We start from the raw sequence: 15,252 nt of genomic DNA on the forward strand, positions 1-15,252 counted from the left end.
CTCTCTCTTCGCGGACCGCTCGAGCAACTCCAAGTATTACCGCGTCCGCCATCATTTGCCTCTGTAAATGATGTCGACTACGCCCTGAAGGTCAGGAATCTGAAACTCCAGCCCAACTAGCGGGTGAGTCAACTTGTACTCGGCGTGACGTTTGCTAGCATCCATCCAGCTCATCTTCGTCTTCGGCTTCTTTGGCTCCGCACCGACGGCGTACGAAACGCAATCGTATCGCCCCGCTGTCGTATGGCCGCTGCGCCAAAGGTTAAGGAGCGCCGCCCGCCATTTGCGAGCCTCATCCGTATCGTACTTGTTCAAGATGTTGATGAGCTCTTGAAATCCGCTGTTCCGGAGCAACACGGTCGAGAGCTTCGCATGCGCTTCGGCAATTGTCTGATTGCTGTTTGTCGTGACGCACTTCGCCTCGATGACAAGAACATCCGTTATCACACCAGCGTCGTTCATGCGAAAGGCAAGGGCGTCATCCCCAGTACGGCCCGGTCGCATTCCCGCGTCGTCATCTTGATTGAAGGGGAGCCCTCTAACAATACGCTCGTTGATCGACGCGAGGTGTTGGAGTTCGACCGTGTGAAACCGAAAAAGCATGGCTGGCACTTGCCAATCTGTATAGCCGGCCGCTCCCCAGTGCTCGACGGCGAGGGCGCCCAACGCCTCACCGAGGTAACCCTGCTGCGTGACCCGATGAAGGAGTCGCGGAAAGTTCGCCGCCGGATCCGTAGCGGGATCGTTGAAAGAGCAAAGGTCGTCCTCGAATCCCTCTCTGAGGCTCTTCCTCGCGTCTTCGAAAGCTTCGTCGAAGTAAGCGACAACTTCGTCCTTGAACGGTGACACTAGCGACTTACGCTCCTCCTTCCACACCCGGAGTGTGTATTGAGTACTGCCGCCAGGCAGGGGAACGTTTACGAGCCAGGTGTTTAGCTGGGGCGGTTGGAGACGCTTCGAACGGATCAATTTATCGAATCCAAATGGCTATACAGCGCTAAAGATCGCTGGGAAGTTTATCGCACAACTTTTATACAGCGCCACAATGCTGACTTTGGTCACGGGATCGTATTGAGGGCGATAAGCAGTTCCCTATTTGAGCAACCCTGACTCGGACATGAGGCACATATCTGATGCATTCAATCGGCTTTCTAGAGGGAACGGAAGGAACCATTATGGTTCAGCTTTTTCCAGGCACCAACATCCACGTCGAGATAGCGCAAGACGCAGCGCGGCATCTAGCTTGGTTGCTTGAACGCTACAACTGGACGAAGTCTGACTCCAGACTTTATGACGATAGATGGCGCCGCTTTTGGCGAGGCATAAAACCCGTCGAGCGCGCGATCGTTTCCATGTATGTGCAAAGCAACAACGGTGGGCAGTTTCGTCGGACGACGGTCAAGCTTGACAATCTCCCTCAAGCGCTTCACTCAGCAGATACGCGGCGCGGGTGTCCTCGTGCGACCGACGCCGTGCTCCGCGAGTTTGTCAAGCTTGAGCAGACCTTCATCCGCGCATGTGTCGACGTGGACCAGATCGCGTACCGGTGGCACGCCACACACCACGACGAGATGGCGCTGTGTGGGCCTGCGCTCACCGACGCCGCAGCCACCTGGTTGGCCTCCGATGGCGGTGTCAACCTCGATGCCGCGCTGTACGATCGGTTGCGGTCTGTAGGCCTTACTGAAGATGCAGCCCAGCAGACAGCGACCCACCTGACGCTCGAAGTGCAATATCTAATCCAGGAGCGGGAGCAGGCGCTCCTCGAACGCGTGCGCGACGAAAGTGATTTTGACTCGACCAGCATTGCCGCGAGTCTCCCTGACAATCCCACCAGCCGGGAGCGATTGGGACAAGCCCGTTTGGGGCAAGGCAGGTATCGCGACGACGTGCTGGCCTTATGGAACAACGCATGTGCCGTCACCGGATGTTCCCTCGCGCCCGTGGTGGTCGCCTCGCATGCGAAACCGTGGGCTGATTCGACGGATGGCGAGCGGTTGGACCCAAACAACGGCCTCCCGCTGGTGGGAACATTGGATAAGCTGTTTGACGCGGGGTTGATTGGTTTCGATCCAGCCACCGGGTCCATGCACGTCGCATCGGTGGTCGGCGCGCATGACCGAGCGTTGCTTGGGCTTCCTTCGCCTCTGCGCCGGAAGCCCAACAGGAGGCAAGCTACATTTTTGCGCTATCACTTGGACTACGTGTTTCAGCGGGCGTAGACCGTGTGGCAGCTTTGGAGTGCGGTCCGGCAAGACAATCCGAAAGTGGCACAATCACCTCATCTACTAAGACTAACGTAGCGACTGGACTGTTTCCGGCACCTGAGGGACGTGTCCGTAGTCAGTGAGGACTTCATGAGAGAAGATGAGCCGTTTGACGACATTTCAGAACACATCAAGGGCTACGCGCTCACCGCTTCGACGCATTGTGAACCCATCTATTTGATGCGAAATCGTAGAGGAGAAAGACACGATGAAGAGACCGAAAGCGCGACGATCACCTATATCAAGTTCAACGGGAAATATTACGGTCTAACCTGTGCGCACGTCGCTGATGCCCGTGAAGGGGGGCTTGAAGGTAAACCTTTCCTGGTCCCAACTGTTTGGGGGCTTTCGGGAAAAGGCTTTGCCTTTCGAGCTGGCTCTGAGAATGCGTTGGCAGGTGAGTTTCGGTTTTTGGAGCGGCCACGCCACGGGAACCGACGCCTCGACGTCGCTATTGCACCGCTAAGTGATGACTTTATTCGTCTGCATATGCAGACGAAGGGGAAGGTGCCTCTTGACCTGGATAAATGGGAAGAGCTGGACTGGAGTTTGGTTAGAACATGTGCGACTTGGGGCTTTCCTAACCGGGAGAAGTCCTCTTCTGGGGCTATCGTCAGCGCGAGCCTGTTAACGACGATACTTGAGCTTCAATCTCAGCCCATGTCCTTTGATCGCGATGAGTTCTTGCTTGCATCCAGCCTTCCAGAATCCGAGGGCACGTCTTTTAGTGGTCTCAGTGGCTCCGCAATCTACTGCCTTCACAGTGATGGATGCATAACTCCAGTCGGAATCATTTACGAAGGGATGCCCGGTGATCCATCTAGCAAGAAGGTGGATGGTAGTTTTTACGGCCCATCAGACTTCCAAATCCAAGCGTTTGTGCTCAGTCAGGCCAAGTTTCGAGGTTGGCTCGAAATGCTTGATTTCACCCCGCCCCGCTAGCCAGAGATGCAGCAACTACATACGGCCCAGCGTCACATCGGCGGACCAGCCGGATACTCCGTCGCGTTTCGCCGACGACTGCAGTTGGGCCGAATTGCACGCTCAACTTACCGGTGTCGATACCAGAAACCGTAGCGTTGCACAAAGAAAAATCAACCGTAAAATCCAGACGTCAAAAGAATGCCGCCCGTATGGGCGCGGCATTCATACTCCAGTCTGAGCGAATTAACGGGTCAGGTTGGCGGCGGTGCCTGATGGACATGACCCATCTGGGATATGACTTACTGCGATAGCCCGATCGTCACGTACTTGGTGTCAGCATCGTACGTGAGCGGGTCGTCGGCGCCTGTCGTGCTATTGACAGTGATGTAGGCGTACTTCGTAATGCCGTTTGCCGTGTACTTGTAGACCTTGGCGTGCATGACGGAATGATTGGCCGGGTCAGGGCGGCCCGCATCGGTGAGCGCCTGTGCGATGTTTGTATCCGGTGCGTCCTGATGGCCTGCGTTGTCCGTGAACGTAGCGGTGCCGTTGGCGAAGACCAGCTTGCCCGCCTTCACACAGTCCTCGTACTCGTCAAAGGTCTTGCCGTTCAGTTCATTCAGGTCCGTGACCTCAATCAGATCGCTGGACACGTACACATACTGACCCGGGTGACTGGCGACAACGCTGCCGACGCCGTTGGACGTGCATAGCTGGCCGACGCGGTTGCCCAGAACGCTCAAGACGGCGGTGAACGGGCCGGGGTTCGTGAACGACGTGACGTTGCCGTTCGAATCGATGTTTGCCTTCGCAACGTATTGACCGCGATTCGGATCGGCAATGGCGATTGCAAACGTGCCATCGAGATTGACAGACGAACCGAGTCGGATGGCCGTGATTCCCGGAGTGGTGAACGCCGTCGCCGCGTAAGCCTGTTGTGTCATCGCTGTGCCGGACGCGGTATCCGATGCGGCGTCCGCCTGCGTCAGGCCCGACGCAGACAATGCAACCGCATAGCTTTCGAGCAGGTTGTCGCCCGCATCGCCCTTGGCGGCTTTGAACTGCGAGGTCAGCGGATCAAAGGCGCTCGGTAGAGTAGGCTTGCCGGGGAGCGTGGCGAGTGCTGCGATGAGCTTGCTCTTCGCGTTGGCGAGCGCATCCGCCGTGATGGACGCACCCAGGGCACTGGGTTTCACGCTGTCGAGTGCCGAAGCGTTACCGTTGCCGAGTACGCCGACAACCAGATCCGTGAGAGGGGTGATGTTGGTCGTGCCGGGCGCGGCGGCAACCGAGTGTAGTGCCGAGGCGAGGGATGTACCGTTCGCCTGGCCGCTTTGCGCCCGCGCGACACACGGGTAGTCCGCCGGCTTCAGGGTGACCGAATACGTGCCGTCCGTACCAGTACTTGCCGACGCCGTGGTGCCCGATGCGCAGGTCAGCGTCACATTTCCGCCGACGATGGGCGAGCCGACCGCTACGGTGCCCGTCGTGTTGACCGAAGTGGAGTCGCTGCCGTCGCTGCTGCTGCTGTCGACACCGCCGCAGGCAGTAAGTGCTGCACACATGGCCACGCCGAGCGCGAGCTTGGTAATCCCCGTATTGAGTTTGTCCTTCATTTTGGCCTGTACCTTTTGAAGTAATGCTTGCCTTGATGAATCCAGCAGTGATTGCTGCTGGGCCTTGCGAATAAAAAAACGACCGGCGAACCGGTCGGTAAAAAGGGTTCTGGCGATCCGAGGGCCGGCGTGTCTTGCCAGAACCAGGGCACAACATCGTCGCGCGAGCGTTTTTGGCGATCACCATTGAATTGTCGTGTTTACTCGACAATTCACGGCGCAACAGAGCACACCGTGATCGGTATGGCCGATCCGGTGTCCCTGTCAGGTCGCATTGCAATGTAGAGTATATACGACTAATATTGACGAGTTTACAGCGTCGTTAATCAGTCGACAGGCGGGCATCCTGCACGCCATGACTACCAGGCGCCCCAACCCTCCCGCATCGCGTCCGGCTCCTATCTCGATTGCCCTCGGCAAGCGGATCAAGGAGTGCCGCCATGCAGCCGAGAAATCGCAGGAAACGCTCGCCTTCGAGGCACACGTCGACCGGACGTACATCTCGTCGATCGAGCGTGGCGTCGCGAATCCGTCTGTCGAAACGCTCGCGAACATTTGCTATTCGCTGAACGTGACGCTGGCCGAGTTGTTCGCGCCGTTGGATGGCGTGTCGCTGAAGCCGACCGGGGAGCGCCGGGCGAATGCGGCGACACCGCCAGAAATCAAGCGCCAGCGGTTGCGTTGACGAGCGGGCGAATCGACACGGCCCCTTCGACGGAGACGGCTCGCGCGGCGGCGGGCGATCGGTAGCGGATCTGGTCGTTGCCGTGCCGGTCGAGGCGGGCATTGAAGCCTGCCAGTCCCGGTGCGTCGCCGGCCGGATCGAGCAGTAGCAGTGCGTGCGGCTCGAAGGCTTGTCCAGTCTGACGCCCCTCCATGCCGACGGCGAGTGCTGCATGCCACTTGACCGGATGTCGCTGACGCCAGCCGACGATGACCGGTCGGCCGGCGCGCAGCTCGCGCGAGCCGAAACGTAGGATGTCGTTCGCCAGCCCCAAGTGGATCGTCGGCTGCACGCTCAGATTCAGTTCGGCAGTGAAGCTCGCCAGTTCCGACAGCGTGAGCCCATGCAGGTAGTGCGGCCAAGCGTGATCCCACAAGACCTGTTCGGTGCCGCCCGCGTGATACGGTAGGTAGATCGGGTCGGCCAGCTTGCCGAGCAGCGCGAGCGCCATCGCAACACAATGCAGGGTGCTACCACCGTCCCAATGGCCCTGACGGCTGAAGAGCGTGTCGCCCGTCGCGACAAGCGTCGGCTGTTGGCCGAGCCGGATGCCTGGATGGAATTTCTGAATCAGCATGTCAGTAATCCCCCGGCAAGAGGAACGTCGTGGCGCGGCGGTCGGCTTCGGTGATGATCCAGATGGTTTGCCCACCGGGCAGAACGTAGCTCGACAGGAGACGCAGCCCGGCGTCGACCGACAGCTCGTTCTGTTGGCGGTCGGATTCGGACAGATCGCCCCAGTCGCCGCGGACGTGCCGGATCAGCAGGTCGATGATCGAGACGCGCGTGTCGGCGATGACTTCCAGGGCGGCAGATGTTGCGAAGACCCGGCCGAGCTTGAAGCGCGGGCTCGCATGGTTGGTGGACGGCAGATTCATGATGAAGGTCTCGTCTATTCAGGGCGTGGGGTGTTAGGCCCCGTCGCGAGGTGTTGTCGGGCAGTGGTCGTAGAGCGGCCAGCAGTAGCGGCGGGCGATGGCGCGCGCATAGCGAAGTGCCTTCCGATGCGTTGGTAAATCGGCGCAGCACATCACGCCGCCCTCAACGCAATGCAGATAGACACTGAAGAATTGCGGGTTGTCGCTGTCGATCTCGCAGTAGGACCGTGCTGGATCGTTCGCATCGGGAAACTGCCGGACACCGTGAACCTCGATCGCATCAAACCGACCGGGTGCGCCCCGGATCAGTTTGTTGGCATAGTGGGCCGCTGGTGAGGGTTTCGTAATAGAGCGCGAGCGTGCAGCCCATCGCCGCTTGAGCGTCGCAATAACGGATGGCATGACGGGTTCTCCAAACGGGCGAGCCAAGGCCTCCGGCAGAACCGGATGCAAGGTCGCGAAACAAGGGAAATGCCAGACGCAGTGCGCGTCTGAAGACGACAACTACCGTGCTTCGGACGCGAGCGCGTTCGGGTAGTGTTTGGCGAGAATCAGGTTCATTTTGTCGACCAGATCGAGGCGTTTGAAGCACAAATGCCCGTTGCCGTTCTTGAACCAGCGCAGGTGGAAGTAGTTGTTCTCGGCTTCCGAGCGTCGAGCCTGGCGCGTATCGGAGACCAGCATATACGCGCCGTTCCGGTGGTCTGGCTCGGGCTTGCCGTCCAGTATGCAGAACACGCGGATCAGGTCGTCCAGCTCATTCGTGACTCGATGATTGGGAGAACCATAACTGAGCAGGTATCGGACGACGACGCGTTTACCAAATTTGAATGGCTCGTTGGTCCTGTAGTTCCACGACAGCCGCCGAAAGCACTGGAGCACACCGCGTTCGAACATATCTCCACGCGCGCCATAGAGCTGCGCGAACGTGGCTTCGATGTTGGCGGCGGTCAGTTCGGGCACGTTGCCTTCGGCAATCTGGCTATTCCATTGCTCGCGTGCCTTCGCGTCCATAAAGGTTCGCAACCCCGACTCCGACAGCAGGTAGTCCCAGCCGCGTATGTCGATGATGCGCACGATGGCGGCTTCAGCTTCGTCGCGTTTGGCATATTCTCCAGTAACCGTCGGTCTGCCACGGCAGCCGTAGCTTTCATCGAGGACGAGCCTTGGGAAACCAAGGTGCGCAGCCTTGGCGAGCTGTTGGGCTTGGCCGAGCAGATCGAGGGCGCCGCGCACGCGCTCGACGACGGCGACGCGTTGGTTGGCGAGATTGGTGATGCTGATGCTTTTGACGAGATCGGTGGCGTCCATGCGTCATGACAATGCGAGGGTGAATGGGGGCAAACAGCAAAAAGTCGGGCACGTGGCCCGGCTTCTATGCTGCTGAGTGGGATTCGGCGAGTTGGCGACGAAGGGTTACCGCCTTCGCCTGAGAGCAACCCAGATGACGGCGAATGTCGGAGACGGTCGGCCGCACCAAACCGGCCGTGATGTCGCGCGTGAGCTGCGTCAGGTGGTCGTCGATGGGATCGGAGACCGATTGCGGCATGATCGGATCGTCTCGAGGGGCGCGACTGCGGATCATGTCGTCGTGACTGGTTGTCACGGTTTCGCGACCAACAGTCTCGGCGGCATAACCCATCGTGACCGGCGTGACGACTGGCTGAGTCTCTGTCGTCGTGTTCGCGACTGCCGTAACCGTGGACGGAGTCGCGACGACGGAGTCCGTTACTGTCGCGACTGCTGGCGTCGTGACTCCCGTCACGAAGGGTAACGACGACGACCGAAGCGCCACCGTCCACAGCAGGCAGGCGACCCCTTCCAGTACCGCAGCGAAGATCGAACCGAGCAGCAGGTCGATGCGGGAGACGGGCACGCCGAGTAACGTGGCGAGTCGTGACGTGACTGGATCGGCGCGTAAAGCATCACGTCGGGCCGTGACACGGTCATCCGCGGCTTGCCGACGCCGAATGTCGTCCGCTTCAGCATTCAGCGCATCGACCTTCGCTGCGAGCGTCACGCGACGCGCTTCCAACGTGACGCAGTTACCGGCGCAGTAGCGCGCGTTGGCCGCAGCAAGTTGCGCGGTCACGGTCGCGCGATCCGCCATGATGGCCGTTAGGCTTCGACCGGAGGTTGAGACCGGAGCAGCAGGGACAGCCGACATGCGCAGTTCGCCCGCATGCTGCTGAGCCGTCACGAAGAAGACCGCATGCCCGATGCACGCGGTTGCCAGACATGCGGCCCATAGCACGCTACCTATGGCGCGGACGAGGATCGGTGCATCTCGGAGCAGCGCCGGCAACAGGTGCGCGCTTGTGACGAGCACCAATCCTATCGCCACCCAGACAAGTCGCTCAGGAAGCGACCCTCCGCGCTGCCAACCGGCGAGTACCGACAGGCAAAGCGCGGTGGACGTTGCGCCAATCGCCAGGACGAGCGCCCAGTGTCGTGTGCTCATGCTGCCTTGCCACCGAGTAGCGCGGCCTTGCGTTCCAGCTTCTCGCGCAGTGTTGTAGGCGCGTCGGACGTGCCACTGTCTTCAGCGCCGGCTCGGTCCGCTGCGTCAGGGTAGAACTCCTCGGCAACGGCCGCCTGTTCATCAGGACTGTCTTCGAAGGCGCCATTGGCGAACCCCAGTCGTGCTGCCTCGTCGAGCGCGGCCTGATCGAATCCGGCTGCGCGTCGTCGCGTGTCCAGTTCCTTCGCCTGCACGAGCGCGTCTTCGAGCGAACAGCCCGAACGCACGCCGAGATCGACGTAGTAGATCGCGGACCGGTAGCTCTGAGTGGTCGATTTACCGCGCAGCTTCAGTTCCAGTGGCAAACAGGCGAGCAGATTGCCGGATAAAGCGCGGAAATAGTGCAGCCGAGCGGCGAGCGTCCTGATACTGTTAAAACTCGTCGTCCTGAAGCAGAAACTACCCATTTCGTCGTCGTCGCCGACAATCACGTTTAGTCGCGCATAAGGCTTGCAGCCACCCTGACGGCCCCATGTGCAGGCGTCTGGAGACGGACAGGGCTGGTTCTCGATTCCGGCATCCGTCACACGGCGGCACGTCTCGCCGTTACCGACACACACCGGCCGACCGGTATCGCGATCGAACAGCGAGTAATCGGCGCGTAGGTTGAGATCGGGATCGTTGAACAGCATCCGGACTGGAATCGCGCGCAGTTTACCGGGCGTCGCTTTGCGCAGCGTTTCGTTGAGTGGATGCAACAGCCATTCGCCACCGCGCTGCTGTACTTGAGTTGTGATCGTAAACGCGTCGTCCTTCTCCGGGAGACGCTTGCCGTTCTTCTCGACAATTCTGCCGATCGAGATCCTTCCTACAACTGGTGGGGTTAGAGCAAGGCCCTTGAGCATGATGGTTCTCCGAATAGGAAAATGAAAGCGGATCGTTGTGCTGGTGGGGACATCGCGAGGCGTAGACGCGGCGCTAACGCGCAAAATGCGCCTCGAGCTTTTCGTGGATCTCTTGGGCGACGCCGTGCCACGCCTTGACGCTGACCATTGGCTGATCGCCGAATTGCTCGTTCAGTTCTTCAAGTGGCGTCCTCGCGATGTGTGCAGCGTGCTTGCTCAGTGCGTCCATGACGAACGCTTGCGCGAGCGTGCCGTACCGGGAGAACGTCATGAGGTCCGTGAGGCATTCAATATTTGTCATGGGCATCGGAATCAGGTGGAAACGAGAAAGCGCCGGGAACCGGGCTTCGAGGTGGCGTACTGCGTTTCGAACGCAGGGTGATCGGCCAGCAGTCGTGCCAGATCTACCTTCGACGAATCCTTGCTGCGTTTGAACGACACCGAACCGGTCTCGAACACGGCGTGGGTGGATTCGCCCATTGCCTGTTGCAAGGTCTGCTTGAGCGTCGCTTCGATCGCCTGTCTTGTTTCGATTTCGGCTCGTACGGCAACCAGATCGGAAAACGTTGAAGACAACTGCCGATCGTCGCTGAAGTCGACAGTTCCACCGTTGCCCGGATACAGATGCCGCAAGGCTCGGTCGGCTGATTCGGAGCCATCGGCCGGCGGCGGCGTATCGGTTTCGACGTACCGCCAGAATCGGGCTTCAAGTTCCACGAGCCGAGCGATCAGCGCATCGTCCCTTTCGATCCGATGCACTTCGAGCGCCTGTCCGCACAACAGCACGGCGACGTGAGCTGCCTGCTTACCCGTGACCGAGAGTTGGTGCTGAACTTGGATCTGGACGTATTCAGGGACATCGTTTCGCCAGAGCCGCGCGCCAAATTCGCCCGCCGTCTTGCATTCCAGAATCTGCACGTCGGGTACGCCGACGATCTCCCGGTCGAGGTTGGCTAGCATCCATGGGATGGTCGGGTGACGCAGCACGGCATTGACGCGACGGACCCGATTACCGGTCTGTTTCGTATACGACGCCGCGACTATCGGCTCCAACAGATTGCCCCAGTACACAGGCTCGGTCGTGTCGCCGGGATCGGGGCGGGGTAGACCGTCTGCCCGTCCGGTCTTATCGAGCCACAATTCCAGCGCACTCGTGTATGGGTTGAGGCCGACCGCGGCGGCAGCGTCGGAGCTGCCGATCCCGGTACGACGGACGGCGAGCCAGTCGTCGCGGCTAAGGTCCAGCGTCTTGACGAGCTTCAACGCAGGCTTCCGGGCGAACTGTGGGTCAGGTTGAATGGCATTCATCACGCCTCCAGAAACAGAATGACCCGGCAGGCGAACCTGACCGGGTCAAAGGTGAGGGAATTTGGGATGGGCGACTACACGATGAGCCGGAGCGCTTCATCCCAGGCCTTTTGCTTGAGGGTTGCGCCGGCTCCGAACCAGGCCGCTTCCCGACGGTTATCGTCGCTGCGTGCCCGGCGGTGATGATCCGTGTACTCGGTGATGGCATTCAGCATGCCCCACGCCGTGCTTGCCGCAGATGCCATATCCGCGCCCTTGCCACGACCGGCGAACAGTTCCTGAACGGCTTTGATCGCACTGTCATTTGTGGCGGGGACGGGCGTACTGGCGCTGGTGGCCGGATAGGTCAGTACACGGCGGAAGAACGCTTCGGCGGCCGTATCGCTCACCTTGCATTCGGACAGCGCTTTCATGCGGACCATGAAGCCGTCCCAGCTCGAAATCGCAATACCCAATTGGCGTTTGACGGCCTGCGCATCGAACTGGCTGCGGTGGGGCACCTTGACCGCGCCGGTACTGTCACCGAGAGCAATGGCAAGAGTGTTATTGCAAACGACGCGGACCGATGTGAACTGCGCTGTCGTCGCTAGGCTGCCATCACACGCGGTCGCAAGGAGCAAATAGCCATTCACCCGATCACGGCCCTTGAGCGTCGCGCTCTGGCCGGTCTTCGCGAGTGCCCACAGCTTTTTGCCGTCCTTCAATACCCCAGCTGTCTCTAGTTCATAGCCCCCCACTTCAACGAGGTCCCGATAGAATTCCAAAATGGATTCAGGCTGTACCACCTGATAGCGCGACGAGACAACCGAAAGCGGAGCCTTCGTGTCCGAGCGGTACAGCACCTTCTGTTCGGGAAAGGCGTGGATGGAGCCGAGCGTGGAGCCGGCCATACCGGAGACGAAGCGGACTTCGGCTTCTTCGATACGCCAATTCATACCGGCCTGTTGTGCCCAGACTTCGATCGGCTGGTGGGCCGCAAGCTGATTGCCGAGACCGTGCCACGGGGTTTCGTCGACGTAGGCCATCGTTTGCACCAAATGCATGGAAATCTCCTGATTGGGAATAAGAAACAGAAAGCAAAAAATGCCAACGGTCCCGAAGGACCGTAGGCATCAAGCGAAAAAAGGGGGATGCAAAAGAGTCGTCGGGCGTCAGGACGAGCGCGACTTGCTAAAGGCGTGGCCGCACTCAAGGCACTCGTAGTTGTCGAGTACGTAGGTGTCGATCTGCTCGCCGACGGCGGAACCGGCAGCGCAACCCGCAGCTCCTCCGAACAGCGCCCGCATCAGGGCACCGGCTAGTCCGCCGACGATCGAGCCGACAGGGCCAGCGACTAGACCGAGGGTTGCACCGGCTTCGGCCCCGCCGAGTGCGGCCGCAGCACTTCCGGCAGCACCGGCGGCGGCCCCGACGGCTCCGCCGGCTTTGCGGGCGTAATCGCGCGTGGTGATGCGGGTGGAGTTGCAGCGGGAACAGGAAAGAGAATGGTTCATATATCAGCCTCGTGAAAATTCAGGACAATGGCGTCGCCAATGCACACCGGGTTGTATGCTCGTAGAGGTGATATATGCGTGAGATTTTCTGCGATTAGGGTATCGTCGTTGATTAGTGCAAGCTGTGCCTTGCCGGAAGACGTGATTCGGCATCCAAGGTGTGTAGTTGACATGGTGACGGGAATCGGCACGCTCTTGCCGCGTGATGACAACGCGCCGGCGTCGCTCAGTTCAACAGTTTCCGAAAGTTACGCTCGCGAGCATGACGTTCTTTCGCTGCGGTTCCGCCACCAGTTGTTTCAGACGCACCTATTCGCGATGAAGCTCCTTGTAGCCGGAAGGTGGCATCGACATTGATTCGATCGTCGCGCGCGGTAGCAGGCGTAAGCCGTGTCCGATCGCGCTTGTTAGAATGGAACACGCCCCGTCACATTTGGAAAGACGATCTCATGAGCATGAATACCTATCTCAGAGGTAGGTTGCGCAACACCCCTCTGCCTCGCAGCCACGGTCTGTTGCCTTTGTTCGAAGCTGTGGTCAACTCGATTCAAGGAATCGCGGCCCTTGGCAAAGAGTCACCCTATGGTGAAATCACGGTCGAGATCGTACGTTTGCCCCAGGCTTCTCTAAACCTGGATAACGGGAAGGTGAAGCGCGGTGCGCCACCTCTCGAACACATCACCGGCTTTCGGGTCATTGACAACGGCGTTGGGTTTAACGATAGAAACCTCGAGTCGTTCGAAACGCTGGATTCCGACTACAAGGCCAGCGATGGCTGTCGAGGTGTTGGGCGGCTCTTGTGGTTGAAGGCGTTCGAGACGGTTCATGTGTCGAGCGACTTCATCGATGCCGAGGGTGTTTCGAAGCGCCGGGCTTTCACATTCACTGCGACGCAAGGCGTCGATAAGCTGGTGCTCTCGGGTACTCCGAAGGGGGGAGTTGGCAGAACGTCGGTACATTTAGATGGATTCAAGCAGGTGTACCGTGAGCGATCCGCCAAAACCGGACGAGCAATCGCCAATGCCTTGTTTGAACACTGTCTATGGTATTTCGTTCGAGACGGCGGGGCCCCGAAGATCAAGGTCAAGGACGACGAGGAAACGATCGACCTTGATGAGGTGTACGAAGAGTGTATGCATTCCTCAGCGAAGCGGCAAACCGTCACGGTGAAGGAGCAGCCATTCGAGCTTACACACTTGAAACTCAAGGCGACGTCGCAGAAGCAGCCGTTTATCGCTTGGTGTGCAGCAGGTCGGGTCGTTGAAGAGGAAAGCATCGCGGGGAAGATCCCCGGACTCCATGGTCGAATCAAAGATAATGCGGGTGATTTCGTCTACGCTTGCTATGTGACCTCACCATTTCTTGATCAAAACGTTCGTCCGGAGCGCATTGGCTTTGATATCGAGGAAATTAGCGACGATCTCTTCTCGGACACCGAGGTTAGCCTCGCGGACATTCGTGGCGCGGTACTCGCCTCGTCGCAGGATTTTCTGGCCGAATACTTGAAAGAAAGCCGGAAGGCTGGGCAAGAGCGCGTCGAGAAATTCGTCTCGCTCCGCGCGCCTCGTTATCGACCAATTCTCGGTCGGATCGCAGCAGACAAGCTCACCGTTGATCCCGAGATCTCGGATAAAGACCTCGATCTTCTCCTTCACAAGCAACTGTCGGAGATCGAAGGTAGCCTGCTCGCTGAAGGTCATGCAATGATGAACTTCAGCAAAGATGAATCGGTTTCCGACTACTTCGCAAGGCTTACGGCATATCTCGAAAAGGCGGATGACATCAAGAAGTCGGATCTAGCCAACTACGTGTTCCATAGGAAGGTGATCCTGGACATTCTCGAGAAGGCCATCGAACGCGGAGCGGATGGGAAGTATTCGAAGGAAGAACTAATTCACGAACTCATCATGCCGATGAGGAAGACGTCAAACGAAGTGCGACTAGACAGTTGCAACCTATGGTTGATTGACGAGCGCTTGGCATTTCACGATTTCCTCGCATCGGACAAGCCTTTGTCGTCCATGCCGATCACGGGGTCCACTTCGACGAAGGAGCCGGACCTCTGTTTGCTCAATGTATTTGACGAGCCAATACTTGTGTCCGATGGCAACAGGTTGCCGCTGGCGTCGATTGTCATCGTTGAGATCAAGCGCCCAATGCGTGATGATGCGGCCGCTGGTGAAGAAAAAGATCCAGTTGAACAGGCGCTTAGCTACCTTGAACGTATTCGTACTGGCAAAGCCAGTACAGCGAGCGGGAGGCCCATCCCTGCCTCAGACGAGATTCCCGGATTCTGCTACGCAATATGCGATCTCACGCCGTCCGTCGAGCGACGCTGCAAAATGTTGGGGCTCCGGGTCACAAGTGACCGCCAAGGCTATTTTGGCTACAACGATAACTTCAAAGCCTACATTGAAGTTATTTCGTTTGACCGTCTGCTCAATGCGGCGAGAGAGCGCAACCGCGCGTTTTTCGACAAATTGGGGTTGCCGACGAACTAACGGTTGAGCAGTCTCACGCATCAAGTAAAATCGGGGCTCCGCAGACGGAGACTGGATTGCGCTAACGGTCCCGTCCTGGTTGTAGCTGCCTAGAGGGGGTACCTTGAACCACCCGGGCAGCTCGGCGTACAGCGCCACGTCGTCTTTCTCCACCGCATCAGTTCGAATCCTTGGC

The 15,252-nt window shown here is 59.0% G+C and carries 16 protein-coding genes and 1 pseudogene; 4 read left to right on the plus strand and 13 right to left on the minus strand.

Annotated elements, in window-relative coordinates:
* Positions 1 to 51: 51 nt before the first annotated feature.
* A complete protein-coding gene (locus GJG85_RS02205) occupies positions 52 to 849 on the minus strand; it encodes a hypothetical protein (RefSeq protein ID WP_239468922.1) in 798 nt (265 codons plus the stop codon).
* Between the two features lie 326 nt (positions 850 to 1,175).
* On the opposite strand from GJG85_RS02205, the gene GJG85_RS02210 reads away from it, so the two are divergent.
* Together GJG85_RS02210 and GJG85_RS02215 are read left to right on the plus strand one after the other, a co-directional pair.
* A complete protein-coding gene (locus GJG85_RS02210) occupies positions 1,176 to 2,222 on the plus strand; it encodes an HNH endonuclease signature motif containing protein (protein WP_204383576.1) in 1,047 nt (348 codons plus the stop codon).
* 135 nt (positions 2,223 to 2,357) lie between these two features.
* Positions 2,358 to 3,209, plus strand: coding sequence for a hypothetical protein (locus tag GJG85_RS02215; protein ID WP_204383578.1), 852 nt, complete (start codon positions 2,358 to 2,360; stop codon positions 3,207 to 3,209).
* Between the two features lie 281 nt (positions 3,210 to 3,490).
* On the opposite strand, the gene GJG85_RS02220 is transcribed toward GJG85_RS02215, so the two are convergent.
* Positions 3,491 to 4,807, minus strand: coding sequence for a hypothetical protein (locus tag GJG85_RS02220; RefSeq protein WP_239468923.1), 1,317 nt, complete (start codon positions 4,805 to 4,807; stop codon positions 3,491 to 3,493).
* Positions 4,808 to 5,162: 355 nt separating this feature from the next.
* On the opposite strand from GJG85_RS02220, the gene GJG85_RS02225 reads away from it, so the two are divergent.
* The gene (locus tag GJG85_RS02225) at positions 5,163 to 5,492 is read left to right on the plus strand and encodes a helix-turn-helix transcriptional regulator (RefSeq protein ID WP_204383580.1); all 330 of its coding nucleotides are present in this window, start codon (positions 5,163 to 5,165) and stop codon (positions 5,490 to 5,492) included.
* Here the strand turns inward: GJG85_RS02225 and GJG85_RS02230 are convergent.
* The 10 genes from GJG85_RS02230 to GJG85_RS02275 all read right to left on the minus strand — a co-directional run bounded on the left by GJG85_RS02230 (position 5,470) and on the right by GJG85_RS02275 (position 12,576).
* Complete coding sequence (locus GJG85_RS02230; RefSeq protein WP_204383582.1) at positions 5,470 to 6,108, minus strand: hypothetical protein; 639 nt, start codon at positions 6,106 to 6,108, stop codon at positions 5,470 to 5,472. The two genes, GJG85_RS02225 and GJG85_RS02230, sit on opposite strands and share 23 nt — an antisense overlap.
* 1 nt (position 6,109) lies before the next feature.
* Positions 6,110 to 6,409, minus strand: coding sequence for a hypothetical protein (locus GJG85_RS02235; RefSeq protein WP_204383584.1), 300 nt, complete (start codon positions 6,407 to 6,409; stop codon positions 6,110 to 6,112).
* Positions 6,410 to 6,442: 33 nt separating this feature from the next.
* Complete coding sequence (locus GJG85_RS02240; protein ID WP_204383586.1) at positions 6,443 to 6,811, minus strand: hypothetical protein; 369 nt, start codon at positions 6,809 to 6,811, stop codon at positions 6,443 to 6,445.
* Between the two features lie 102 nt (positions 6,812 to 6,913).
* Positions 6,914 to 7,720, minus strand: coding sequence for a DUF4942 domain-containing protein (locus tag GJG85_RS02245; RefSeq protein WP_204383588.1), 807 nt, complete (start codon positions 7,718 to 7,720; stop codon positions 6,914 to 6,916).
* A gap of 64 nt (positions 7,721 to 7,784) precedes the next feature.
* On the minus strand, positions 7,785 to 8,870 hold the full coding sequence (locus GJG85_RS02250; RefSeq protein ID WP_204383591.1) for a hypothetical protein: 1,086 nt from the start codon (positions 8,868 to 8,870) through the stop codon (positions 7,785 to 7,787).
* On the minus strand, positions 8,867 to 9,775 hold the full coding sequence (locus GJG85_RS02255) for a phage capsid protein (RefSeq protein ID WP_204383595.1): 909 nt from the start codon (positions 9,773 to 9,775) through the stop codon (positions 8,867 to 8,869). The genes GJG85_RS02250 and GJG85_RS02255 overlap by 4 nt, the downstream gene beginning before the upstream one ends.
* A gap of 73 nt (positions 9,776 to 9,848) precedes the next feature.
* The gene (locus GJG85_RS02260; RefSeq protein WP_204383600.1) at positions 9,849 to 10,076 is read right to left on the minus strand and encodes a hypothetical protein; all 228 of its coding nucleotides are present in this window, start codon (positions 10,074 to 10,076) and stop codon (positions 9,849 to 9,851) included.
* Between the two features lie 11 nt (positions 10,077 to 10,087).
* Entirely contained in the window at positions 10,088 to 11,083 is a 996-nt protein-coding gene (locus tag GJG85_RS02265) for a lambda-exonuclease family protein (RefSeq protein ID WP_204383604.1), read from the minus strand.
* 74 nt (positions 11,084 to 11,157) lie between these two features.
* Positions 11,158 to 12,126, minus strand: coding sequence for a DUF932 domain-containing protein (locus tag GJG85_RS02270; protein ID WP_204383605.1), 969 nt, complete (start codon positions 12,124 to 12,126; stop codon positions 11,158 to 11,160).
* 108 nt (positions 12,127 to 12,234) lie between these two features.
* Positions 12,235 to 12,576, minus strand: a complete 342-nt coding sequence (locus GJG85_RS02275) for a hypothetical protein (protein WP_204383607.1) — start codon at positions 12,574 to 12,576, stop codon at positions 12,235 to 12,237.
* Between the two features lie 455 nt (positions 12,577 to 13,031).
* Here GJG85_RS02275 and GJG85_RS02280 point away from each other — a divergent pair, with 455 nt between their 5' ends.
* Entirely contained in the window at positions 13,032 to 15,077 is a 2,046-nt protein-coding gene (locus GJG85_RS02280; protein ID WP_239468924.1) for an ATP-binding protein, read from the plus strand.
* Here the strand turns inward: GJG85_RS02280 and GJG85_RS34915 are convergent.
* Positions 15,039 to 15,236: pseudogene (locus tag GJG85_RS34915) on the minus strand (hypothetical protein); the annotation flags it as partial. The gene GJG85_RS02280 and the pseudogene GJG85_RS34915 overlap by 39 nt on opposite strands.
* Positions 15,237 to 15,252: the final 16 nt, after the last annotated feature.

Source organism: Burkholderia sp. MS389 (assembly GCF_016899425.1).
Taxonomy (GTDB): Bacteria; Pseudomonadota; Gammaproteobacteria; order Burkholderiales; family Burkholderiaceae; genus Burkholderia; species Burkholderia sola.